Annotated in this window: 30 protein-coding genes, 1 tRNA gene and 1 pseudogene; 27 read left to right on the top strand and 5 right to left on the bottom strand. The window is 54.6% G+C overall.

The features are described from left to right. Positions 1-2: 2 nt before the first annotated feature. Entirely contained in the window at positions 3-578 is a 576-nt protein-coding gene (locus tag ACOTXR_RS05695; protein ID WP_058690917.1) for a phage repressor protein CI, read from the bottom strand. Between the two features lie 227 nt (positions 579-805). Here ACOTXR_RS05695 and ACOTXR_RS05690 point away from each other — a divergent pair, with 227 nt between their 5' ends. The 26 genes and pseudogenes from ACOTXR_RS05690 (at position 806) to ACOTXR_RS05565 (ending at position 18,377) form a co-directional block, all read left to right on the top strand. Further along, positions 806-1,144 carry a DUF5347 domain-containing protein gene (locus tag ACOTXR_RS05690; RefSeq protein WP_032635496.1) on the top strand — a complete coding sequence of 113 codons (339 nt, stop codon included), beginning with the start codon at positions 806-808 and terminating at the stop codon, positions 1,142-1,144. Positions 1,145-1,212: 68 nt separating this feature from the next. Further along, complete coding sequence (locus tag ACOTXR_RS05685; RefSeq protein ID WP_029741400.1) at positions 1,213-1,440, top strand: DUF2732 family protein; 228 nt, start codon at positions 1,213-1,215, stop codon at positions 1,438-1,440. Next, entirely contained in the window at positions 1,440-1,661 is a 222-nt protein-coding gene (locus tag ACOTXR_RS05680) for a TraR/DksA family transcriptional regulator (protein WP_047344543.1), read from the top strand. The genes ACOTXR_RS05685 and ACOTXR_RS05680 overlap by 1 nt, the downstream gene beginning before the upstream one ends. A gap of 1 nt (position 1,662) precedes the next feature. Continuing rightward, positions 1,663-3,852: a replication endonuclease gene (locus ACOTXR_RS05675; protein ID WP_072205401.1), complete on the top strand. Its 2,190-nt coding sequence runs from the start codon at positions 1,663-1,665 to the stop codon at positions 3,850-3,852. Positions 3,853-3,961: 109 nt separating this feature from the next. After that, positions 3,962-4,402 (top strand): DinI-like family protein, encoded by a 441-nt coding sequence (locus tag ACOTXR_RS05670; RefSeq protein ID WP_032635502.1) that lies wholly within the window; start codon positions 3,962-3,964, stop codon positions 4,400-4,402. A 179-nt stretch (positions 4,403-4,581) separates the two neighbouring features. Beyond that, a complete protein-coding gene (locus ACOTXR_RS05665) occupies positions 4,582-4,785 on the top strand; it encodes a tail protein X (RefSeq protein ID WP_032635504.1) in 204 nt (67 codons plus the stop codon). After that, a complete protein-coding gene (locus tag ACOTXR_RS05660; RefSeq protein WP_029741404.1) occupies positions 4,776-4,997 on the top strand; it encodes an HP1 family phage holin in 222 nt (73 codons plus the stop codon). Before ACOTXR_RS05665 ends, ACOTXR_RS05660 begins: the two co-directional genes overlap by 10 nt. After that, on the top strand, positions 4,981-5,490 hold the full coding sequence (locus tag ACOTXR_RS05655; protein ID WP_421767000.1) for a lysozyme: 510 nt from the start codon (positions 4,981-4,983) through the stop codon (positions 5,488-5,490). Before ACOTXR_RS05660 ends, ACOTXR_RS05655 begins: the two co-directional genes overlap by 17 nt. Further along, complete coding sequence (gene lysB, locus ACOTXR_RS05650; protein ID WP_058690918.1) at positions 5,487-5,912, top strand: Rz-like lysis system protein LysB; 426 nt, start codon at positions 5,487-5,489, stop codon at positions 5,910-5,912. Before ACOTXR_RS05655 ends, lysB begins: the two co-directional genes overlap by 4 nt. Beyond that, positions 5,800-6,045 (top strand): Rz1-like lysis system protein LysC, encoded by a 246-nt coding sequence (gene lysC, locus ACOTXR_RS05645; RefSeq protein ID WP_234107109.1) that lies wholly within the window; start codon positions 5,800-5,802, stop codon positions 6,043-6,045. The genes lysB and lysC overlap by 113 nt, the downstream gene beginning before the upstream one ends. Further along, positions 6,008-6,475, top strand: a complete 468-nt coding sequence (locus ACOTXR_RS05640; RefSeq protein WP_058690919.1) for a phage tail protein — start codon at positions 6,008-6,010, stop codon at positions 6,473-6,475. Before lysC ends, ACOTXR_RS05640 begins: the two co-directional genes overlap by 38 nt. A 112-nt stretch (positions 6,476-6,587) precedes the next feature. Next, on the top strand, positions 6,588-7,229 hold the full coding sequence (locus ACOTXR_RS05635) for a phage baseplate assembly protein V (protein ID WP_032635510.1): 642 nt from the start codon (positions 6,588-6,590) through the stop codon (positions 7,227-7,229). Beyond that, positions 7,226-7,576: a GPW/gp25 family protein gene (locus tag ACOTXR_RS05630; protein WP_032635513.1), complete on the top strand. Its 351-nt coding sequence runs from the start codon at positions 7,226-7,228 to the stop codon at positions 7,574-7,576. The genes ACOTXR_RS05635 and ACOTXR_RS05630 overlap by 4 nt, the downstream gene beginning before the upstream one ends. Positions 7,577-7,581: 5 nt before the next feature. Then, the gene (locus ACOTXR_RS05625) at positions 7,582-8,490 is read left to right on the top strand and encodes a baseplate assembly protein (protein WP_058690920.1); all 909 of its coding nucleotides are present in this window, start codon (positions 7,582-7,584) and stop codon (positions 8,488-8,490) included. Next, positions 8,483-9,013: a phage tail protein I gene (locus tag ACOTXR_RS05620; RefSeq protein ID WP_058690921.1), complete on the top strand. Its 531-nt coding sequence runs from the start codon at positions 8,483-8,485 to the stop codon at positions 9,011-9,013. Before ACOTXR_RS05625 ends, ACOTXR_RS05620 begins: the two co-directional genes overlap by 8 nt. An 11-nt stretch (positions 9,014-9,024) precedes the next feature. Beyond that, a pseudogene (locus ACOTXR_RS05615) lies at positions 9,025-9,762 on the top strand (phage tail protein); the annotation flags it as partial. 452 nt (positions 9,763-10,214) lie between these two features. Further along, positions 10,215-11,312 (top strand): hypothetical protein, encoded by a 1,098-nt coding sequence (locus ACOTXR_RS05610; RefSeq protein WP_421767004.1) that lies wholly within the window; start codon positions 10,215-10,217, stop codon positions 11,310-11,312. Between the two features lie 13 nt (positions 11,313-11,325). Next, positions 11,326-11,841, top strand: coding sequence for a tail fiber assembly protein (locus ACOTXR_RS05605; RefSeq protein ID WP_047625661.1), 516 nt, complete (start codon positions 11,326-11,328; stop codon positions 11,839-11,841). Between the two features lie 146 nt (positions 11,842-11,987). Further along, positions 11,988-13,181, top strand: a complete 1,194-nt coding sequence (locus ACOTXR_RS05600; RefSeq protein WP_058690396.1) for a phage tail sheath protein — start codon at positions 11,988-11,990, stop codon at positions 13,179-13,181. A gap of 11 nt (positions 13,182-13,192) precedes the next feature. Continuing rightward, positions 13,193-13,711 (top strand): phage major tail tube protein, encoded by a 519-nt coding sequence (locus ACOTXR_RS05595; RefSeq protein WP_023309235.1) that lies wholly within the window; start codon positions 13,193-13,195, stop codon positions 13,709-13,711. 56 nt (positions 13,712-13,767) lie between these two features. Further along, positions 13,768-14,076, top strand: coding sequence for a phage tail assembly protein (locus ACOTXR_RS05590; RefSeq protein ID WP_032635522.1), 309 nt, complete (start codon positions 13,768-13,770; stop codon positions 14,074-14,076). A 32-nt stretch (positions 14,077-14,108) separates the two neighbouring features. Next, a complete protein-coding gene (locus tag ACOTXR_RS05585) occupies positions 14,109-14,228 on the top strand; it encodes a GpE family phage tail protein (RefSeq protein ID WP_023616176.1) in 120 nt (39 codons plus the stop codon). Further along, the gene (locus tag ACOTXR_RS05580; RefSeq protein WP_078309782.1) at positions 14,221-16,482 is read left to right on the top strand and encodes a phage tail tape measure protein; all 2,262 of its coding nucleotides are present in this window, start codon (positions 14,221-14,223) and stop codon (positions 16,480-16,482) included. Before ACOTXR_RS05585 ends, ACOTXR_RS05580 begins: the two co-directional genes overlap by 8 nt. Before the next feature lie 11 nt (positions 16,483-16,493). Next, the gene (locus ACOTXR_RS05575; RefSeq protein WP_047624984.1) at positions 16,494-16,958 is read left to right on the top strand and encodes a phage tail protein; all 465 of its coding nucleotides are present in this window, start codon (positions 16,494-16,496) and stop codon (positions 16,956-16,958) included. Next, on the top strand, positions 16,955-18,109 hold the full coding sequence (locus ACOTXR_RS05570; protein WP_050861927.1) for a phage late control D family protein: 1,155 nt from the start codon (positions 16,955-16,957) through the stop codon (positions 18,107-18,109). The genes ACOTXR_RS05575 and ACOTXR_RS05570 overlap by 4 nt, the downstream gene beginning before the upstream one ends. 67 nt (positions 18,110-18,176) lie before the next feature. Beyond that, a complete protein-coding gene (locus ACOTXR_RS05565) occupies positions 18,177-18,377 on the top strand; it encodes an ogr/Delta-like zinc finger family protein (protein WP_032635529.1) in 201 nt (66 codons plus the stop codon). 83 nt (positions 18,378-18,460) lie between these two features. On the opposite strand, the gene ACOTXR_RS05560 is transcribed toward ACOTXR_RS05565, so the two are convergent. Continuing rightward, a tRNA-Ile gene (locus ACOTXR_RS05560) sits at positions 18,461-18,536 on the bottom strand. A gap of 125 nt (positions 18,537-18,661) precedes the next feature. Between ACOTXR_RS05560 and mug the strand changes: the two genes are divergently transcribed. After that, positions 18,662-19,168 (top strand): G/U mismatch-specific DNA glycosylase, encoded by a 507-nt coding sequence (gene mug / locus ACOTXR_RS05555; protein ID WP_014885286.1) that lies wholly within the window; start codon positions 18,662-18,664, stop codon positions 19,166-19,168. Positions 19,169-19,270: 102 nt separating this feature from the next. Here mug and rpoD read toward each other — a convergent pair whose 3' ends face one another. From rpoD to rpsU, 3 genes are all read right to left on the bottom strand, one after another. After that, the gene (gene rpoD / locus ACOTXR_RS05550; RefSeq protein ID WP_014885285.1) at positions 19,271-21,115 is read right to left on the bottom strand and encodes an RNA polymerase sigma factor RpoD; all 1,845 of its coding nucleotides are present in this window, start codon (positions 21,113-21,115) and stop codon (positions 19,271-19,273) included. 154 nt (positions 21,116-21,269) lie between these two features. Then, positions 21,270-23,015 (bottom strand): DNA primase, encoded by a 1,746-nt coding sequence (dnaG, locus tag ACOTXR_RS05545; RefSeq protein WP_014885284.1) that lies wholly within the window; start codon positions 23,013-23,015, stop codon positions 21,270-21,272. Positions 23,016-23,130: 115 nt separating this feature from the next. Further along, entirely contained in the window at positions 23,131-23,346 is a 216-nt protein-coding gene (gene rpsU / locus ACOTXR_RS05540; protein WP_001144069.1) for a 30S ribosomal protein S21, read from the bottom strand. Positions 23,347-23,526 lie beyond the last annotated feature (180 nt).

Below are 23,526 nucleotides of genomic sequence, written 5' to 3'. Positions count from 1 at the left end.
CCTCAGCTCACCTCGCTGTAAATCCCCACCACGCGACCCACCGTTTTTATCTCGTCGATACCGCATTCAAAGGGCACTTTGCCGCCCGCCACGTGGAGTTTTTTACCCGGAAGCAGCGTTAAGTCGCGGATGCTGGCGGTGCCTTCAATCTCAACCAGCCACACGCCGTCGGTTAACGACGCCTCTTTCTCGATAAAGTGCAGCTTACCTTCCGCCCGGACGGCGATGCCGCGCGCCAGTGGTTTACTAAAGAAAGTAGAATCAATACTCAAAGTGGTATTTTCTTCCAGTCTTCCATCCCTGAGTGTGAATGTGGATACTGACACAGGATCGCCCGGCGCGGGGTTACCTTCAAATTGCGCACCTTGTCCGGTCATCAGCCAGCGAAGGCTGGCGCCGGTATCCAGCACGCACTGAACCGCAAAGTCGTAAGAGATGGTACCGCGTGCGTAGCGGTTCTGAAGCGAACTGGCGGCGATATTAAAGTGGCGTGCCAGCTGAATTTTCTGCGTGAAACCATATACCTGACAGATTCTATCGAGTAACTCTTCATTATTCACTTGAGAATCCAAGATCAAAATATATTCCTTTGAGTGTTTACTAATACTCATCTGGGTATTAATATCATTGCAAATTCGAGCAATCAGCAGCAGACGTTGGCAAACAGAGGCTATTGATTGCAGACATTATCAAAATGGGAATCATGCAGCATGGCATCTGAAATCGCAATCATCAAACGGCGGAAAAAACCGTGCTCTGCCCGTTTTCAGCGCACTGGCGTGCGTGAATTTACGCGAGGGGAGATATGGCGATAGAGGCTGCCCGTGCAAGCGTTCCACTCAGCGTGGGGGCTCGTCTTAACGGGCTTAACCACATCGCAGAACTGCGTGCCCGATACGGGAACGATAGCGGAAAAGAGCTGGCACGGTTTATGGCAGAGATGCGCGATAAGCGCGATCCCTGTTTTGAGGAGAACGGCAGGGCGCTGGCCGCCATCTTTTTCCTGGCGAGATTACCCGTCGCCCGTCATGAGTGCGATATCAGTGAGCTGACGACAGAGGAGAAAAAGGCGCTGATTAATGCCATGAACCATTTTCGTGCTGTCGTGAGTTTATTTCCTGAACGGCTGACCATGCCGATATAACCCAACCACAAACCTAATGGCGTAAACCCGCCGGGCATTCTATTGCCTGAATTTAAGGAGAACGCGTGATGCGAAACAGTGAAAACCGCCCTTATCCGACCGGAAGTGAGGAACTGAAACGCCTGCTGGCGGAGGCAAAAACAGAGGAACGCTGCGCGCGAGCCCTCGCGGTCTCCCTGCGCCTGGAGGCGCTGGCAAGCCATATCTATAAAACCGGCATGAGCGGAGAAGACGTTGCCGAACTGCTGTGCCACGAGGCGGCTCGCTACGAACGTGAATCCCAGGAGCTGCACTGATGGCCGATTTTATCGATCTTGCGCAAGCGCGCGAGCAGGAAGACAGAGAGCGGCACATTAATAGCGCCCGCAGACGGCCCGCAACGCCCTCGCGTTTCCTTTGCGAGGACTGCGAGGCCCCGATACCGGAGGCGCGCCGAATGGCGGTGCCTGGTGTGGCCTTGTGCATCACCTGCCAGGAGATTGCGGAGATGAAAAATAAACATATCCGGGGAGGGTGAGTTGGCTACGTCATTTGCGTATCCGTGGAATGCTCCACGGTCGGCCATTGCCAGCCCTTACCTTTCCCATGCCCAACAGCAGCGCCGCGATCGTTTTTTCGCGGCGCTACGGGAGGCAAGGATTGCCCTCTCCCTGCAACCTGACTGCGTGCGTTTCGACGTCTGGCGCACGGTTGATGACCTTGAACAGCGTCAGGGCAGCCCGCAGGCCAATGCCTTTTTGGTCCGCTTCTGCAACAGGATGTTACCCCGTCTGCGGCTGGTCTCTGAACGCTATGCCTGCGCAGGCCTGCATGACACGGTCTCCAGGGCCGTGCTTGACGGCCATTTTGACACTCCGCTTCAGCAATATCTTGCCTCCCGCATGGTTGATCTGGTTGCACGCTTTAACCGACTTGCGGATATGTCCCGCGCGGATATCGACCTGCTGGCCGCAGAAATCGCCAGCTTTATTCGCGGTGAGCTGGCGAATATAAATGATGCTGACCTGGGTGAATACCAGACGCTTTACGTCTGGTATCAGCGCGCCGGCCTGATCGCCCGACAGTTTAAGGTGTCACCTCCACACTGGGAACGGGTGTCGAAGACGTTTTTCAACAAAGACGATGTTGCCGCAGCGGTGATCCGCCTGTTTTCAGAGACATGGTGGCGCGGGCGATTGCGTCGGATTGCGGCTGCCTGGCGCGAGCATTTACAGATTGCCCTTGGCAACGTCAGCAAAATGAGAACGGCGTATGCGAGCAAGCGCTGCGTGACCGAATGGCGCGAGCAGAAGCGCCGCACCCGTGAATTTCTTAAGGGCATGGAACTCGAAGATGAAGAGGGCAACCGCATCAGCCTGATCGAAAAAATCGATACCTCGGTCGCTAACCCGGCGATACGTCGCTGTGAACTGATGACCCGCATTCGCGGGTTTGAAAATATCTGCCAGGCACTGGGCTATGTGGGCGAGTTCTATACCTTAACCGCGCCTTCGGCATATCACGCGACGGTGAAATCAGGCTACCCCAACGCGAAGTGGAACGGGGCCAGCCCGGCGGATACGCAAAGCTACTTCACCCGTCTGTGGGCGCGCATCCGCGCAAAGCTGCACCGTGAGGGGCGCCGAATTTTTGGTATCCGCGTTGCGGAACCTCATCACGACGGCACGCCCCACTGGCACATGCTGATGTTTATGCTGCCGGAAGATGTCGGGCACGTTCGCCAAATTATGAATGATTATGCCTGCCAGGAAGAGGCCACAGAACTGCGTAGCGAAAGTGCCAGAAAGGCACGTTTTCACGCGGAGGCGATCGATCCTCTGAAGGGCAGCGCGACCGGCTATGTTGCCAAATACATCTCAAAGAATATCGACGGCTTTGCGCTCGATGGTGAGACCGATTATGAAAGCGGTGGGCTGTTGAAGGAGACGGCTTCTGCTGTTTCAGCCTGGGCGGGACGCTGGCACATTCGCCAGTTTCAGTTTATCGGCGGGGCGCCGGTCACGGTCTATCGCGAGCTGCGCCGTCTGGCTGATAACGAGGCCGTGCGCGGTTTGAGCGTGGAGTTTGCCGCTGTCCATGAAGCTGCCGACGCTGGGGACTGGGCGGGTTACGTCACCGCGCAGGGCGGGCCATTTGTCCGTCGCGATGATTTACAGGTACGCACGCTGTATGCGCCGCGCGTTGGGTTTAACCAGTACGGCGAGGAAACGATCTGCATCCGCGGCGTGTACGACTCCGCCGTCGGCGCGGGCAGCCCGATTTTAACCCGGCTCACGCAGTGGAAAATTGTGCCGAAGCGGACCGTGGATCGTCAGGATGTCCCCGTGCCCTCTCGGAGTTCTGTCAATAACTGTACGGTGAACGATCTCTCACAGCCCCTTAACCGGCGTGCGAGACGGGCATTAACCGAACGCATCAAACGCGTTCGGCCCGGCGCGAGAACCCCCGTTGTCTATGAGCGGGATCCACAGAACGGGATACCCGAGAGGGTGATTGACGAGATACGCCTCGCCACCGGGATCGTCATTAGCCGTGCCGAGGCGCTGCATCTTATGGCGGGCGGCGTCAGCCGCTTTCACACCAAATGGTGTCGAGGCGCAGCTGACGGAGCGCTATTTCCGGCAGCGTGTTCTTATCAGGAAAAGAGGCGGAAAATCCTTGAACGTATTGGGCATTTAACGGATCTGTTAACCCAGCGAGCATGCTAATCTCCATCGATATCATGTACATACCGTAAAGTGTTCTGATTTTTCGCTTCACTCTTTTTATGAATACGTGCTACTGTATGTTTATACAGTATCTCGTGGTGGAGGTTGTGTGGACAGAGAGTTGAACGAGCAAGTCATGATTGAACGAGTCGAGATGATTGCGCGACTGACGACAGAAGGCACATGTCAGGAGAGAGATCGTGAAATTGCCCTGAATTTAATTGCTGAGATTGCGCGGGGAAATTTAATCAAGAACAACGCGTTCACCGTTGTTTTCTCGGCATCGCCTGTTCCGGAACGAATCAAAAAAGAGAGCAATGTTCGGGTGAACATCACGCTCGATAAAGATCAGCTGATTGGCCAGTCCATCGTCGAGGCATTTCAGTGTGAATTGACCCGCAGGATAGGAGCCTTGTTTCCCTCATCGCGGGTAACCGTGAAAATAGGGTCGGTAACGGGGGTTGAGCTCCAGGGGCTTGAAAGGGAGGCCGATCGCGAGGCGCTGGATTCTATTCTCCGGGAAGTCTGGGAAGATGAAAGCTGGCGCTAGCCCTGCGTCATTACCCGGAACGAACACTTCATTCAGATTTTGCGTTTCCCTTAAACCGCGCATTGTTGCTCGCGGACGGTCTGTTGTGTCCGGGATTGCCCATCTCTCATCGATAGCGAAAAAGCCGCTGGCCCAGGAAACTCTACAGTACCTGGAAAACCGGATGTTGGGAGCGTCTGATGAAGATCTATGCAATGCAGGGGGACACGCTTGATGCCATTTGCGCCCGTTTTTATGGGCGCACGGCAGGCGTCGTTGAAGCCGTTCTGAAGGCCAATTCTGGCCTCGCCGAATCAGGCGTTATCTTGCCTCATGGCACGCCGGTAGAGATGCCGGAGGTTGATAGCGCCCCCACAAAAGAATCCGTAAACCTATGGGACTGAGCCTGGAGAAAATCACCACGTTTATCGCCTACTGGCTGGCCGTGGCACTGGCCTGGTTCGGGGCGATGTCTCCTGAAAAAGTCGCGCTGTACGTGGGAAGTCTGTGCGCCATTTTTACCGCGCTGACGAATTACTGGTTCAAACGAAAAACCTGGCGCTATCTCCAGTCTCTTGGACTCGATAAGAAGAGTATTCGTGAACTCAATCATTAAGCGTTGCAGCGTCGCCGGCGTGCTGGCCCTGGCGGTGCTGATACCTGACTTTCGGTTACTGAAAACGTCCCCTGATGGGCTGGCGTTGATTGCCGATCTCGAAGGATGTCGCCTCTCGCCCTATCGGTGTAGCGCTGGCGTGTGGACGTCTGGCATTGGCCACACGGCAAACGTTGTGCCTGCACGGGATATTACCGAGCGTGAGGCAGCGGTAAATCTGGTCGCTGATGTGCTCAATGTTGAACGTCGGCTGGCAGTGTGCGCGTCGGTTGAGATGCCACCCCGGGTCTACGACGCGCTAGTGAGTTTCACGTTTAATGTTGGCACGGGCGCCGCCTGCCGTTCGACCCTGGTGTCGTTTATTAAGCGTAAACAGTGGTCGCAGGCATGCGTGCAACTTACCCGCTGGGTATATGTGAATGGCGTTAAAAATGCCGGGCTGGAAAATCGTCGTATCCGCGAGAAGGCCTGGTGCATGAAGGGGCTGCCGTGAAAGTCCTGATGCTGTTGCTGGCCGGTCTGCTGGCTATCACGCTGTGGCTTCGGCATGACAACCTGACGCTGTCCCGTTCCTTAGCCAGCGCGAACCGGGTTGCCAGTGAACAAAAAAACGCCCTCGCCACGCTTAACCAACAGCTTTCCCTGTCGCAACGGGTTGCCCGAACACATGAAGTCGCCCAGGTCAGGCTTCGTGAAGAACTGCTCACTGCGAGTGAGGAACGCGCGAGACGGGAAGCGACTATCGGGAGATTACTCAATGAAAATGACGCGTTACGCCGCTGGTATACCAATCAGTTGCCTGATGCTGTCCGCCGGTTGCACACCCGCACCGCCTGCGCCTCCGCAGCCCATTGTTTACAACGCCTGCCCGAAGGTGAGCCGCTGCCCGATGCCGGGAAGCGAACCCGCCACTAACGGCGATCTCAGCGCAGATATTCGCAGGCTTGAGTATGCCCTTATCGCCTGCGCGCTGCAGGTTGAAACCATTAAAGACTGTCAGGATAAAATCGATGCACAAACTCAAGAGCCTGCGTCAGGCATTAATTGACGCGATTCCCCAACTGAAAGCAAACCCGGATCGGCTGCAGATGTCGGTCGGCAGCGGCAATATCGATGCCCGGCTTGCCTCCTCGCTCTCCTTTGAAAAGCACTATCAGCTGAATGCGAAGGTCAACAGCTTCTCCGGCGACAGCGAGGGCGTTTTCGTCCCGGTAGTGGCCTGGCTTGGGGAAAACCAGCCGGACATTTTTACCCTCGATGAAGGCCGCAAAAACGGCTGTTCCTTCACGATCGTTTTAAACGATGACGATACGATGGATATCAGCATCAAAGTACAATTAACCGAGCGCATTCTTGTTTCTCAGGAAGAGGGCGGTTTGCACGCAACGTATTCCCCCGAACCGCCGCTGCCGGAGCCCGTCACGCGTCCGAAGGCCCTATACATCAACGGGGAGCTGGTCAGCGAGTGGGAGGCGTAATTTCCCCGCGCTGAGGGCCGCCTGCGGTCTGTTGTCTTGCCAGCTTGTTGTCTCATCCCGCACCAAACCCCGTCTCGTTGCTGCCGTTCTTTCTGAACGGCATTCTCTTCTTATGAATACGCTAACTTCCATGAACGGCATCGCTCGCGCGATCCGCAATCTTATTCGTATCGGTGTTGTAACCGATGTTGACCTCAACAGAGGGCTTTGTCGTGTGCAGACCGGCGGGATGAAAACCACCTGGCTGAACTGGCTAACCTGTCGTGCGGGACGTTCTCGCGTGTGGTGGGCCCCTTCCGAGGGAGAACAGGTACTGCTGCTGGCCATCGGCGGCGAGCTCGATACCGCCTTTGTGCTACCGGGTATTTTCTCGGACGACCATCCGGCGCCGTCCGGTTCGCCTGATGCGTTCCACGTCTCGTTTCCTGACGGCGCGGTGATCGAGTACGAACCCGAACGCGGGGCGCTGACGGTTTCAGGTATTAAAACAGCCGACATTACCGCCTCTGAATCGCTGACCGCCACCGTGCCGGAGGTGCGGGTGACGTCAACGTCCCGCATCACGCTGGATACGCCTGAGGTGGTGTGTACCAACAAGTTAATTACCGCCTCGCTTGAGGTGCAGAAGGGCGGGGTAATGGCCGGGAATATTGCGCATTCCGGCGGTCAATTCACCTCCAACGGGGTGCAGGTGGACAACCACGCGCACGGCAGTGTGCAAAGCGGCGGAAGCTGGACTAAGGGGACACAATGACGGTGCGTTACAGGGGGATGAACAGGCAGACCGGGCTCAGCATTTCAGAGGCAGAACACATCCGGCAGAGCGTGCGCGATATTCTGGTGACGCCTGTCGGCTCGCGGGTTATGCGCCGTGATTACGGCTCGCTGCTGGCGGCGATGATCGACAGGCCACAGAGCCCTGCGCTGCGTCTGCAAATCATGGCGGCATGTTATTCCGCTATCCAGAAATGGGAACCGCGGATCAGCCTGACGGCCATCACTTTCGAGCGTTCGGAGAATGACGGGACGTTGTATGTCGATATCACCGGCACGCGCCCGACTTCCGGACAATCCTTTTCTATCACCATTTCACTGAGTTAAACGCTATGGCTATTGTTGATCTGAGCCAGCTCGCCGCGCCTGATGTCGTGGAGGAGGTGGATTATGAAACGCTGTTGGCAGAACGAAAGGCCACCTTTGTCTCGCTCTATCCGGAAGAGGAGCGAGAGGCGATTGCACGGACGTTGACGCTGGAATCAGAGCCGATTGTGAAGCTGCTGCAGGAGAACGCCTATCGGGAGGTCATGTGGCGCCAGCGCGTGAACGAGGCCGCGCGTGCGGTCATGCTGGCCTACGCTGCCGGCCGCGATCTCGACCAGCTTGGGGCCAACGCTAACCTTGCGCGTCTGGTCATTACCCCCGCCGACGATACGACGTTTCCACCCACGCCAGCTGTGATGGAGTCTGATACCGACTTTCGTTTGCGCATCCAGCAAGCGCCGGAAGGGCTGAGCGTGGCCGGTTCGACGGGCGCTTATCAGTTCCACGGTCGCAGTGCAGATGGCCGGGTGGCGGATATCTCCGTTATCAGTCCACAGCCGGCGAACGTCACGGTCTCTGTGCTCTCCCGGGAGAATAACGGCGTGGCCTCTGAGGAACTGCTCGCCGTTGTTCGCAATGCGCTGAACAATGAGGACGTCAGGCCCGTTGCCGACCGTGTGACCGTCCAGTCGGCCAACATTGTTGACTACCGAATTGAGGCATCGCTTTTCCTTTTTCCCGGCCCTGAAAGTGAACCTGTACTCAGCGCGGCAAGAGCCCGGTTACAGACCTATATCACGGCTCAACATCGGCTTGGACGTGATATTCGCAAGTCCGCCATTTACGCGGCACTGCATGTTGAAGGGGTGCAACGCGTAGAGCTGACCGCGCCCGCGGCTGACATTGTACTTGATGAAACTCAGGCCTCATGGTGCAGCCACTACAGCGTAACCGTGGGGGGGAACGATGAGTAATACCCCCCTTTTACCGGTTGGTTCGTCATCTCTTGAGGTGGCGGCCGCGCGCGCCTGTGCAGACATTGAAAATACGCCTGTTCCGCTGCGACATCTCTGGAGTGCGGACACTTGCCCGGCGAATCTGCTGCCCTGGCTGGCGTGGGCGTTTTCGGTTGATCGCTGGGATGAGAACTGGCCGGAAGCCACCAGGCGGGATGTGATTCGCGCGGCGTGGTTTATTCATGCCCACAAGGGGACGATTGGCGCTGTGCGTCGTGTGGTGGAACCGCTTGGCTATCTGATCAACGTCACCGAATGGTGGCAAACCAACGATCCGCCCGGCACCTTTCGCCTTGATATCGGCGTCTTAGACACGGGCATCACCGAGGAAATGTATTACGAAATGGAGAGGCTTATTGCTGATGCAAAGCCTGCCAGCCGCCACCTTATTGGCCTGAATATCATCCAGGACATACCGGGATATCTCTACACCGGTGCCCTGAGCTATGACGGCGACATCATCACGGTTTATCCCGGATAAGTGAGAGCACAATGACAGTGAAATATAAAACGGTTATCACCAAAGCCGGTGCCGAAAAACTGGCTGCCGCGACCGTCCCGAACGGCAAGAAAGTGAACTTTACGGCGATGGCCGTAGGTGACGGTGGCGGTACATTGCCAGCGCCAAACGCAAACCAGACGAAACTCGTCAATGAAGTCTGGCGGCATGCGCTGAATAAAATTAGCCAGGACAAAAAGAATAAAAACTATGTCGTGGCGGAGCTGCTGATTCCTCCTGATGTTGGCGGTTTCTGGATGCGCGAGATGGGGCTGTATGACGATACCGGGACGCTGATTGCGGTCGGGAATATGGCAGAAAGTTACAAGCCCAAGCTGGAAGAGGGCTCGGGACGCGCACAGACTGTACGTATGGTCATTATGGTGAGCGATATCTCTTCGGTTGAGTTGATGATTGACACCTCAACGGTGATGGCGACGCAGGATTATGTAGACGGTAAGCTCGCGGAGCATGAACAGTCGCGGCGCCATCCGGACGCGACCCTTGCCGCTAAGGGTTTTACACAACTCAGCAGCGCAATCGACAGCGCCTCCGAGGTGCTCGCTGCAACGCCGAAAGCGGTGAAGGCGGCGTACGATCTGGCGAAAGGGAAATACACTGCTCTGGACGCCACCACGGCGCAAAAAGGGATTGTCCAACTGAGTAACGCCACTGACAGTGGGTCTGAGGTGCTGGCGGCGACGCCGAAAGCGGTTAAAGTCGCAAACGATAACGCCGTTGCTGCCAATAAAAATGCTAGCGAGCGAGTCAGCAAGTCAGGCGACAGTATGACCGGAACGTTGAATCAAGACTCTATAGCACAGTCAACCTATAACTTAACCGCACTTTCTAACGCTACGACAGGCAATAAAAATTATCTGCGTAAAATGCGTGGCGGAGCATCAGATACTATCTGGCATGAAACCGTGCAGGGTATTGAGTATCGCCTGGCAACAGGTAATACCGATACACAGGAGGAACTGGCGATTAGCGCGAGTACAGGCCTGAGAGTGAGGGGTAATATTACCTCGCAACTTGGCGGGTTTTATGCGGGGAATATGAAAAAATTCTCGTTTTATTCCTCTAAGGAGGGTGCGAATAAGTACCCTCCGCAACGAAAATGAAACTTTTAGTCAATTAAATTCAATCACTTACATAGGCGTTTTTTTGCGTTTGGTGACTTATTCGCACCTTCCCTAATACCTCTGATAAGAATGCAGCCCTGCGCCTTTGGGGTAATGTAGACCGTCCATCTGTAGTTGAACTAGGGGATGACACTGGCTACCATTTTTACTCACAGCGAAATAAAGATGGTTCGTTGTTATTTCAAACTAACGGCGCGGGGCAATTTAGCGGGTTTTTACGTTCAAACGGGGAAGTACAATCTCTTTCACCCAATAGTTATCGAATTGCATATGGAGACTATGGCTGTTTCTGGCGTAACGATGGTTATAATCTTTATCTGATGCTAACCAATAAGGACGATGCTTACGGCGGTTATAATGCTCTGCGTCCTTTACGGGTTAGCCTTGAAACCGGGGCGTTGCAATCTGAAACACCGCTTACTGTAGGTAACACTATTTATGCCTCGAAGGAGATTACCGCAAGTTATAGTGGTGTTTACGCATGGGTAGAACAGTACAAAACAAAAGCACCATTTTATAACACCTTTTCAACCACTGGATCGAGTGAATACCATCCAGTGTTAAAACAGCAGGCAAGTATTACTGGGATCAATTCGTGGGCTTTTTCCATGGGTTCTCTTGTCTCCGATACCCTTCTTTCCTGGCATCTTCACATGAAAGGTAGTGGCGGTCAGGACGTTAACTATAAATGGGATACCAGCGGTAATTTTTCTGCGCCAGGACAAATTATACCGGGCAATTTTGCTAATTTTGATGGTCGTTTTTATACCAAAACGCTAGCAGATACGCGCTTCCTGCTTCGCGACAGTATCTCTTATGCTGGCTTTGCGAATGGTGATGTGTCAAAGCCGTACATGAGGCATGAAGCCAGTAACGCTGTTGTCACGTTGGCAAAGGTGGGGGATTCGTATGCGAAGGCAGAAAGCGAAGCACGATATCAGGCAAAAGGTAGCTATGTAACGGGAATTCGTTTTGGTGCATCTGCCGAATATAACGAGCGTGGGAATACTGAGCGCATGGCTGGCGGGGTGATGACATCATGGGCTGACCGGGGTAGTTCAAATTACTGGATTCGTCTTCGTCCGTTGCAGTATCAGATTAATGGCGGCTCATGGGTTACTGTGGCCTTTGCATAAGGAGAATTATTCAATGTTAATGAAAAATTTCACTGCAATGACAAAACAAGTTGATGGATTTTCTATCATGGTATTCACCGACGAAGAGGGAAACGACTGGTATGGATCTCAGGGTAAGTTTTCGGCGACCACCTTGAAATTTATGTTTGATGGCAAAGGCAATATTGTTGCAGCTTCCTGGGATGCATCCATGTTGGCTCCGGAAAATTTATCAGTCTCGGAAATTGAAAAAAACAGTGTGCCGGATGATTTTTTTGTTTTAGGAAAACGCTGGGTATTCGATGGCGATAAGATCATCCCATTCACCTATTCGCAGGAAGAGCTGATTAAACAGACCAAAGAGCAGTTTGAACGCTTACTTAGCGAGGCAAGAGAAAAAATAGTTGTTCCGCAGACCAAATTAATGGCAGGTAGAACACTGACCGAGTCACAATTAAAGACATTAAACGCCTGGCTTGATTATATTGAAGAACTGGAAGCCTGTGATATCACTGTATTACCCGTTAAATTTCCTGCTCTTCCTCAGTAAATTAATCTTAAAAATAGAAATAACCAGAACCCTCCATCCGGAGGGTTTTTCGTTTGTTGTGTAATCCTCTCCCCAACCCCAATTCGTCGCATCAATCACGCTCTCCGCAGACAATAGCCTCACCACTAAACGAAGGAGTTAAACGGATGGGCGACTATCACCACGGCGTGGAAGTCATTGAGATCAACGATGGCACCCGCACTATTTCCACCGTCTCGACGGCAATCATCGGCATGGTCTGTACGGCCAGCGATGCTGACGAACAGACATTTCCTCTTAACGAGCCCGTGCTCATTACTAATGTGCAATCCGCCATTGCGAAAGCTGGTAAACAGGGGACGCTGTCCGCTTCCCTCCAGGCTATCGCTGACCAGTGCAAGCCGGTCGTTGTGGTTGTGCGTGTTGCCGAAGGTATCGACGACCCGGAAGATCCTGAAGCGGCGCAGAAAGAGACTATCTCTAACATCATCGGTACTACCGACGAAAACGGCAAATACACCGGCCTGAAGGCGCTTCTGACCGCGAAAACGGTTACCGGCGTTAAGCCGCGTATTCTCGGCGTACCGGGGCTGGACTCTCAGGAAGTGGCAACCGCACTGGCCGCAATGTGCCAGAGCCTGCGCGCGTTCGGCTATGTCAGCGCATGGGGTTGTAAAACCATTTCTGACGCGATCGAGTACCGCAAAAACTTCAGCCAGCGCGAGCTGATGGTTATCCACCCTGATTTTCTGGCATGGGATACCACCACGAATACGACGGCGATGGCATGGGCGACCGCTCGCGCCCTTGGCCTGCGCGCCAAAATCGACCAGACAATGGGCTGGCATAAAACCTTGTCGAACGTGGGAGTCAACGGCGTCACGGGCGTAAGCGCCTCTGTTTCCTGGGATCTGCAGGAGCAAGCGACCGATGCCAACCTGCTTAACCAGGCCGGTATCACCACGTTGATTCGTAACGATGGCTTCAAATTCTGGGGCAACCGTACCTGTTCAGACGATCCGTTATTCGTCTTTGAAAACTACACCCGTACCGCACAGGTGCTGGCCGATACCATGGCCGAAGCGCATGCATGGGCGATGGATAAACCCATTACCCCTACGCTTATCCGCGACATCGTGTCCGGTATCAATGCCAAGTTCCGCGAGCTCAAAACCAACGGCTATATCGTTGACGGCTCCTGCTGGTATGACCCTGAATCGAACGATGCATCCACCCTGAAAGCGGGGAAATTGTATATCGATTACGACTACACCCCTGTCCCGCCGCTGGAAAATCTGACCTTGCGCCAGCGCATCACCGATACCTATCTGGCTGACCTGTCAGATTCGGTTAATAGCTAAGGAGCTGAAGCATGGCGTTACCACGCAAACTGAAATATCTGAATATGTTCAACGATGGCCTGAGCTATATGGGCGTTGTTGAGTCTGTCACCTTACCCAAACTTACCCGCAAGCTGGAGAAGTATCGCGGTGGCGGCATGCCCGGCTCGGTCTCTGTTGACCTTGGCCTTGACGATGATGCCCTGGCGCTGGAGTGGACCGTTGGCGGTCTGCCGGACGCCGCGCTGTGGGCACAGTATGCCTCTCCGGGCGCGGACAGCGTGCCTCTGCGCTTTACCGGCTCTTATCAGCGCGATGATACCGGCGAAATCTCCGCCGTCGAAATCGTCATGCGCGGCCGTCACAAAGAGTTTGATGGCGGTGAAAACAAGCAGGGCGAGAGCGGCACCACCAAGATGTCCACCGAATGCGCGTACTACCAGCTGACCATCGATGGCAAAGAGATCATTGAAATCGACATCATCAACATGGTGCTGAAAGTCGATGGCGTTGATCGCCTGGCAGAACACCGTAAGGCCATCGGCCTGTAACCCTTTAACCGGCCGGGATCGCCGGCCGGTAAGTTAACTTTCTGAAGAGTATCGAAATGGAAAATATCAACGAGACCACCATGAACGAAAGTGAAAACCCACACATCGTCACGCTTGATAGCCCCGTTTTGCGCGGCGAGCAAAAAATTGAAAAAGTGACCGTTGCAAAACCCAATGCGGGAACCCTGCGTGGGGTATCGCTGGCGTCGCTGGCGCAATCCGATGTCGATGCGTTGATCAAGGTGCTGCCGCGAATGACCTCACCAGCACTGACCGAGCATGAGGTCGCGCGCCTGGATGCCTGCGATCTGCTCTCTTTTGCAGGTAAGGTGATCGGTTTTTTGTCACCGGCTTCGGCTCGCTGAAATTTTCCGAAAACCTGTCGGTCGACGATCTGATGGCGGATATCGCGGTGATCTTTCACTGGCCGCCGTCAGAACTGTACTCCCTGAGCGTGACCGAACTCCTCTTATGGCGCGAAAAAGCGCTGCAGCGAAGCGGAAACCACCATGAGTAATAATGTCAGACTTCAGGAGCTGCTTAAGGCAGTCGACCGGGCAACCCGACCGCTTAACGCTCTCCATAACGCGAGCCGCACCCTCGCAAGCGATATCCGTGATTCACAGACGGCGCTGGGGGCGCTCGATGAGCAGGCGGGGCGGATTGATGGCTTCAGGAAAGCAAACGCCCGGCTCGCCATGACTGAGCAGTCGGTTGCCCGGGCGAAACAGCAGGCAGCGGCGCTGGCGGTGCAGTTTAAAAACACGCAAAACCCCACCCAGGCAGAGGCTGATGCACTGTCCGCAGCCCGAAAATCGGCAGCCGACCTTAAGCTTGAGTACAACAACCTGCGCTACTCGGTTCAGCGTCAGCGCGCTGAACTCACACAGGCAGGCATAAACACGCGCACGCTCTCGTCGGATGAGCGTCGTTTACGAACCCAAATCAGTGAAAAAACGCAGCAGCTTAACCGACAGCGGGATGCGCTGGCTCGCGTCAATCAGCAGCAGGAGAGACTGAGTGCCGTTCAGAACCGCTACGAGTCAGGCAAACGCGTTGTCGCGCGGGTGAACCAGCTGGCGACTGCGGGGGTGGGAATGGCAAAAGCGGGCTTTGACCAGACGTCCCGGTTTATGGCGCCTGGCATCCGTTTTGAAAAGCAGATGTCGGCCATTCAGGCAAACCTTGGCCTGGCGAAGGGGGATTCCCGGCTTGAGGCGATTCGCCAGCAGGCCCGGGACGTCAGCGTCAGCACCGGCGTACCTGCTGATACGGTCGTGCGGGCTCAGATCGAACTGGCCCGTTCAGGCTACGACGCCGATGGGGTTATTGCGGCCACGGTGCCCACGGTTAACCTCAGCCAGGCGGGGAACGTCGACGCGGCAAAAGCAGCCGACATTATCAGCAGCACGCAGGCTGCGTATAGCCTGGCCGATACGGATGCGGAACGCATCGCAGATGTGCTTACGCGTGGTTTTACCTCGTCTAACACCAGTCTCGCTGAGATGGCGGCGGCCGTCATCTCCGCTGCGCCAGCTGCGGATACTGCCGGTATGGGACTTGAAGAGACAACCGCGCAGCTTAGTGCCCTGGTGAATAAGGGGATAAACGGTGCCGACACCGGGGACGTGCTCAGCGTGAGGTTGCGACAGCTTCAGTCTCCGGATGCGCAGCGTTCTGCCGCGGATAATGGCGCGCGTGATGAAAAACGTCAGCCGTTACCGGGGGCGAAGGGCAGTGCCGCACGCGTTGCTTCCGTGCAGACCGATAATCTTGACGGCGATATCAACCGATTCCAGGCCGCGTGGAACGGGTTGAAGATTGATGTATTTGATAAAGCGGATGGCGCTCTGCGCAACCTGATAACAACCGCAACCGGCTGGCTTAGCACGGCCTCTCTTTGGGTGAATGCCAACCCCGCGTTGACGCAGACCCTCGCCAGCATCGTTGTCGGCGCGCAGGCGTTTTCAGGCGTGCTGGGGGGAGTCGGTATGGCTATCGGCCCGGTTCTGACGGGCGTCAATATGGTCATTACCGCAGCCGGTATGTTGGGAACGGTATTCAGCGTGGTGGGCGGGGCCATCATGACGGTACTGGGAGCCCTTAGCTGGCCGGTTATCGCCCTTGGTGCAGCGATTGCCGCAGGTGCATTACTCATTTTCAAATACTGGGAGCCCATCAGCGCCTTCTTTGGCGGCGTGATGGAGGGGCTTTCGGCGGCCTTCGCACCGTTAGGTGAGTTGTTCTCACCGCTGATGACGGTATTTGATGCTATCTCGGAGAAGGTGGGCGGTATCTGGCAGTGGTTCACTGACCTGATCTCGCCGATTAAGGCGACGCAGGAAACGCTGGATGGCTGTAAAAATGCAGGCGTGATTTTTGGGCAGGCGCTGGGAGAGGCGCTAATGGCACCGCTGAATCTCTTTAACAGCCTGAGTAGCAAGGCCAGCTGGCTGCTGGAGAAGCTCGGTATTATCAAAAGTGAGTCGGATAATCTCGACACCGCAGCGGCAAAAGCAGAAGCGGCATCTCCTCCAGTAGGCAGTTCGTCTGTTCCAGGCGCGGGGTTCTATGGCGGCAGCCTGGGGTATCAGCCAACCGTTGCTGCTGCAGGTCGTTCTTACGTCGATCAGAGTAAAAGCGAATATAACATCACGCTGCAGGGTGACATCTCTTCCGGAACGGATCTGACTCGTCAAATTCGTGAGGCCATAGAGAATAGTGAACGTGAAAAAATGAGACGGCAGCAATCCAGCTATATATATGGTTGAGGAGAGAGAAAATGTTAATGGTGCTGGGGCTGTTTGTCTTTGAACGACGAACCTTACCGTATCAGACAATGCAGTTTACAAAGGACTACCGTTGGGCGTCCAACGATCGCATCGGGAAACCCAAAGCCTGGCAGTATCTTGGCGAAGGCGAGACATCTTTTACCCTCACCGGGTTACTTTACCCGGAACTCACGGGAGGGCGACTTTCTCTCAAGGCGGTTGAGCTGATGGCGAATGAAGGACGGGCATGGCCGTTGATAGACGGTACCGGCATCATTCACGGTATGTTTGTCATTGAGAAAGTTGCGCATACACACTCGGATTTTTACAGCGATGGTACCGCGCGAAAAATTGAATTTACCCTTTCGCTAAAACGTGTCGACGAATCACTGATGGCGATGTTTGGCGACCTGAGAACGCAGGCTGAAGAGCTGGTGACGAGTGCGCGTAATAGCATGGGAGGGCTGGTGGGATGATCACCGAAATGAATATCCGGGCGGGCGGGAAAATTGCCCCTGATTTTATGCTTAAGCTTGACGATCGTGATATCACGCAAAATTTCAGCCATCGTCTTATCAGCCTGACCATGACCGACAAACGGGGGCTGGAAGCCGATCAGCTGGATATTCTGCTGGATGATTCCGACGGGCTGCTGGACTTGCCTGCCCGGGGGGCAAGGCTGTCCTTATGGCTGGGATGGGAGGGAACCCCGCTCGAGGAGAAAGGGGACTTTACGATTGATGCGATTCATTTCCGGGGCGCGCCGGACACGCTGACCATCCAGGGATTCAGCGCAGATTTTCGTGGAAAGCTAAACGTGCGGCGCGAACAGTCGTGGCATGACATGACGATTGGCGCGATAGTCGATACCATCGCTCAGCGTAACCAGTTGACCGCCAGCGTCGCGTCGGGGCTTGCATCCATCGCCATCTCTCATATTGACCAGTCTCAGGAGACAGACGCGGCCTTCCTCTCCCGCCTTGCTGAACGTAATGGAGCATTTGTTTCAATCAAAGCCGGGAAGATTATCTTTATGAAAGCGGGCCAGGCCGTGACGGCCAGCGGCACTCCGCTTTCCTTAATGATGATTGAACGTGGGGATGGCGATAAGCACCTTTTTTCCATAACTGACCGTGAAAATTATTCCGGCGTAACGGCCAAATGGCTGCAAACGCGTGACCCCAAACAACAAAATCCTCAATTGAGTATTAATCGTCAGTCCGGAGGGCAGCAGACAGAAGCACTGCAGCACCCGGATGCCGCCGCACCGGTAGCGGGAGCAGCAGGCAAGGAGCAGAAACCGCAAGAGAGGCTGGTGGGATCGGCGGAGAACGTATTTGAGCTCACCACGGTTTATGCCTCTGAAGAACAGGCGCTCAGGGCTGCAGAGGCGAAGTGGCGCGCGCTTCAGCGGGGAACCGTGGAGTTTTCCATCCAGCTTGCGCTGGGACGCGCCGATCTGTTCCCCGAAACGCCGGTGCTGGTAAACGGTTTTAAACGCGTCATTGACGAGCAGGCGTGGATCATCAGCGAGGTGGTGCATACCCTCAACGATAGCGGATTTACCACGCAGCTTAAGCTTGAGCTGAACGTCAGCGACGAAAAATTTACTGTTGATAGTGAGTAATGTAGTTGCTATTGGTTTTATTTTGGGTATTATTGATTCACAAAATGTGAATCAAGTGGAGGGGTACATGTTTCATTGTCCTAAGTGCAAGCATTCAGCGCATGCGCGTACCAGTCGCTATCTCAGTGAAAATACCAAAGAGCGCTACCACCAGTGTACCAATGTGGACTGCAGCTGTACGTTCGTGACGATGGAGTCCGTGGAGCGTCTGATTGCGACGCCTGGCGCCTCTGAGAGTGTCCGAACGGCTTCACTGGCGCGCAGTTAGCGGCTACGCCACCGGCTCAAAATAATCAATAAAAAAAGCCACTCATCTGAGTGGCTTAAATTTTTGATTTTAAAGCTAAAATTTGGTGGCCCCTGCTGGACTTGAACCAGCGACCAAGCGATTATGAGTCGCCTGCTCTAACCACTGAGCTAAGGGGCCGTGGCGGTGAATTATAAAGTAACTCTCTACAGCAATCCAGCCATTCACACCTGCCTGCTGTTTTTATAAACAATGCATAATCAATCCTTTATACTTCCCTTACGATGGATTGATCGGGAGTAAAAATGATCAACGATATTCTGGCCCCTGGCCTGCGGGTGGTGTTCTGCGGAATCAACCCGGGTAAGTCCTCGGCGCACACCGGCTTTCACTTCGCCCATCCGGGCAATCGCTTCTGGAAAGTGATCCACCAGGCCGGGTTTACCGACAGATTACTCAGGCCCGAAGAGGAACAGCACCTGCTGGATACGCGCTGCGGCATTACTATGCTTGTCGAGCGCCCGACGGTGCAGGCGAGCGAGGTCAATCTGCATGAGCTCCGCAGCGGCGGACGGGAGTTGGTCAAAAAGATTGAGGACTATCAGCCCGCAGCGCTGGCGATCCTCGGCAAGCAGGCCTACGAGCAGGCGTTCAGCCAGCGCGGCGCTAAATGGGGTAAGCAGAGCATTACCATCGGCGTGACGCAGGTGTGGGTGCTGCCGAACCCGAGCGGGCTTAACAGGGCAACGCTGGATAAGCTGGTGGAGGCGTATCGGGAGCTGGATGAGGCGCTAATGGTGCGAGGGCTTTAGGGGTTCTGCGGCCTGACGCCCTCACCCTGACCCTCTCCCACAGGGAGAGGGAATAAACAAAAAAAAGCTCCCCGAAGGGAGCTTTTTCGCTGTCAGGACAAGTTAGTCGTCCAGGAAGCTACGCAGCACTTCAGAGCGGCTTGGATGACGCAGCTTACGCAGCGCCTTCGCTTCGATCTGACGGATACGTTCGCGGGTCACGTCGAACTGTTTACCCACTTCTTCCAGCGTGTGGTCGGTGTTCATATCAATACCGAAACGCATACGCAGCACTTTTGCTTCACGGGCGGTCAGGCCGGCCAGAACGTCGTGCGTCGCAGCGCGCAGGCTCTCGGTGGTGGCAGAGTCCAGCGGCAGCTCGAGGGTGGTGTCCTCGATGAAATCACCCAGATGCGAATCTTCATCATCACCAATTGGTGTTTCCATGGAGATTGGCTCTTTGGCGATCTTCAGCACTTTACGGATCTTGTCTTCCGGCATCAGCATGCGCTCAGCCAGCTCTTCCGGCGTTGGCTCGCGGCCCATCTCCTGCAGCATCTGGCGGGAGATACGGTTGAGCTTGTTGATGGTCTCAATCATATGCACCGGAATACGGATGGTGCGCGCCTGATCCGCGATAGAGCGGGTGATAGCCTGACGGATCCACCAGGTAGCGTAGGTGGAGAACTTGTAACCACGACGGTATTCGAACTTATCTACCGCTTTCATCAGACCGATGTTGCCTTCCTGGATCAGATCCAGGAACTGCAGGCCACGGTTGGTGTATTTCTTGGCGATAGAGATAACCAGACGCAAGTTCGCCTCAACCATCTCTTTCTTCGCACGGCGGGCTTTCGCTTCACCGATAGACATACGACGGTTGATGTCCTTGACCTGCTCGATGGTCAGGCCGGTCTCTTCTTCAATCTGATGCAGCTTCTGCAGACCACGATAGACATCGTCCTTCACGTCGTGCAGTTTTTCAGACCATGGCTTGTTCATCGCGATAGCGGCGTTGAACCAGGTTTCGCTGGTTTCGTTGCCGGTGAAGAGGGTGATGAAGTTCTTCTTCGGCATTTTGCACTGCTCAACGCACAGCTTCATGATGATGCGTTCCTGGGTGCGTACGCGATCCATCATCACGCGCATGCTGTTTACCAGGTAGTCGAACTGTTTTGGCACCAGGCGGAACTGTTTGAATACTTCAGACAGTTTCAGGATCTCTTCCTGCGCGGCGGCATGGCTGCGGCCTTTCGCTTTGATGGTGTCACGCGTGACTTCGTACTGGGTACGCAGCTCGGCAAACTTCTCACGCGCCAGTTCCGGGTCGATGCTGTTGTCATCGTCCGCGCTGTCGTCGTCTTCTTCCTCATCTTCGTCTTCGTCGTCATCCATCTCTTCCTGAGACAGTTCGGAACCAACGTGAGTCGCGGTAGGCGCCAGATCTTCTTCCGCGTTCGGGTCAACAAAACCGGTGATCAGGTCAGACAGGCGCGCTTCTTCCGCTTCAACGCGATCGTACTGCTCCAGCAGATAGGTGATCGCTTCAGGGTATTCGGCAACAGAACACTGAACCTGGTTGATCCCGTCTTCGATGCGTTTTGCGATGTCAATTTCGCCTTCGCGGGTCAACAGTTCAACGGTACCCATTTCACGCATGTACATGCGGACCGGGTCAGTGGTACGCCCGATTTCAGATTCAACGCTGGACAGTACCTGTGCGGCAGCTTCTTCCGCATCTTCGTCGGTATTGTTGGAGGTTTCAGCCAGCAACAGATCATCGGCATCCGGTGCTTCTTCCATCACCTGAATGCCCATGTCATTGATCATTTGGATGATGTCTTCGATCTGATCTGAATCGACGATATCTTCCGGCAGATGGTCATTGACCTCGGCATAGGTCAGATAGCCTTGCTCCTTACCGCGTTGGACAAGAAGTTTCAGCTGTGACTGCGGGTTTTGCTCCATAAGACGGTATCCACACTTAATTCGTTTGATTGGTGTCGGCGATGGGGCTGCCAACCTTTAAAGCGAGGGCGTACTTATATTTTTGCCGCTGCCTCTCAGTGCGGCTGCCGGGGGCTTCCCGATCGATTTTCGGCACTTAAGCCGTTAAATTTTTTTATTTCTTCGCCAGTTCCTGGTTAATCATCCAGAGTTCCCGGCGTTCTTCGCTGCTTAAGCCGTGCGTGCGCTCGCGAGCTATCAACTCTTCCTGGCGCAACTCAAGCATCGAATCAAACATATGGTTGAGCGAGTCGGTGAACGTTTTTTCTGCAATGTCCTTATCTGCTATATCGTCCCACATCGACAATTTTTCAAGGGTAGCGGCCTCTTTTGTGCCGCGATAATGTTCTAAAAGTTGTCCGGTGGTCAGACCTGGCTGAGACAAACACGTGTTGACCAGTTCTGAAAATAAGCCAAGTCCGGGCAATTTTTCGTGGTTCAAACCCGCCAGCGATGGCACTTGCGGCGCAAGTTCGGGGTTTTGTACCAGTAACCCTATCAGTATACGCATGGTTGTGCGTTTTAGCTGAGGCGCGGGGCGAACCGTGCCGTTTTCAGCCTGTTTAGGCATTAAACGTTCAAGCTGGCTGTCATCCAGAATGCCGAGCTTGTTGCCTAACTCCTGACGCAGATAGATACGCAGCGTTTCGCCGGGCACCTGGCTGATTAACGGCAGCGCCAGCGTACTGAGCTGCGCGCGCCCGTCAGGGGTACTTAAATCCACCTGCGGCATCAGGCTGTTAAACAGAAACGTGGAGAGCGGCTGAGCCTGATCCATCCGCGCTTCAAACGCCGCTTTGCCCTCTTTACGCACCAGCGTATCCGGATCTTCGCCATCCGGCAGGAACATAAAGCGTAGCTGACGCCCGTCGGTCATATACGGTAGCGCCGTTTCCAGCGCACGCCAGGCGGCATCGCGTCCTGCGCGGTCACCGTCGTAACAGCAAATCACGTTGTTGGTGACGCGAAACAGTAGTTGGATATGGTCTGCCGTCGTGGACGTTCCTAATGACGCCACCGCGTAGTTAATGTCGTACTGCGCCAGCGCGACAACGTCCATATAGCCTTCGACGACCAGAAGACGCGGAGGTTCCGCGTTATCCTGCTGCGCCTCATAAAGACCGTAAAGCTGGCGGCCCTTATGGAAAATATCGGTTTCCGGGGAGTTGAGGTATTTCGGCAGGGCATCACCCAGCACGCGACCACCAAAACCAATCACCCGGCCACGCTTATCGCGGATCGGGAACATCACCCGTTCACGGAAGCGGTCGTAGCTTCGTCCCTGGTCGTTGGTGACCAGCATGCCTGCGTCGATGAGAGACTTACGATCTTCGCTATTGCCGCCAAAACGTTTTAACACGTTGTCCCAGCCGGGCGGGGCGTAACCAATAGCGAAACGCGCAATCACATCGTCGCTCAGTCCGCGCTTTGTCAGGTATTGACGCGCAGGCTCAGCCGCAGAGTGCTTAAGAGACTGTTGGTAAAACGAATTCAGGCCATCCATCAGTTGATACAGCGTTTGCCGTTGATGGCGCTCGATCTGACTTGGCCCACTGCCTGCTTCATACGGCACTTCAAGGTTATGCATCGCCGCCAGCTCTTCGACGGTTTCAACGAACTCGAGCTTATCGTAGTTCATCAAAAAATCGACGGCATTACCGTGTGCGCCACAGCCAAAGCAATGGTAGAACTGCTTTTCACCGTTAACGGTGAAAGAGGGGGTTTTTTCGTTATGGAACGGACAGCACGCATGGTAGTTCTTGCCCTGCTTTTTCAGCTTTACCCGCGCGTCGATGAGATCGACGATGTCGGTTCTGGCAAGCAGATCGTTGATGAAAACGCGTGGGATTCTTCCGGCCATATGCCCCAAAAATTTAAGCGACTTATAAACGAAAACAAGCCGCGCATTCCTTCCGGAAGCACGGCCTTACGACTACTACTCTGTCTGTCAATTGAGGACTGAAGCCCTCAAGCGATTAGTACAGACGAGTACGGCGTGCGTTTTCGCGAGCCAGTTTCTTCGCGTGACGTTTCACAGCGGAAGCTTTAGCGCGCTTACGTTCGGTCGTTGGTTTTTCATAAAACTCACGACGACGAACTTCAGCCAGAACACCTGCTTTCTCGCATGAACGTTTGAAGCGACGCAGTGCTACGTCGAACGGCTCGTTTTCACGTACTTTAATTACCGGCATGTAACTCTCACCTTTAATAAATTCGGTTTGCCGCTGGCATCAACGCCAGCTTATTTCAAAATGGTGCGGAATTTTACTGCAAATGCTGCTGCTTTGTAAAGCACCGATGCGATTTTGAAAGGGACTTTAATAAGGGTGAGGAGTATACACGAGCCTTCTTCCTGGGGCGAACAAAGTTTT

This window comes from Enterobacter cloacae complex sp. IR53030 (genome assembly GCF_049238365.1).
In the GTDB taxonomy this organism is placed as follows: Bacteria; Pseudomonadota; Gammaproteobacteria; order Enterobacterales; family Enterobacteriaceae; genus Enterobacter; species Enterobacter kobei.
Note: the sequence above shows the minus strand (reverse complement) of the source record. Positions and strands in the feature narration are given on the sequence as shown.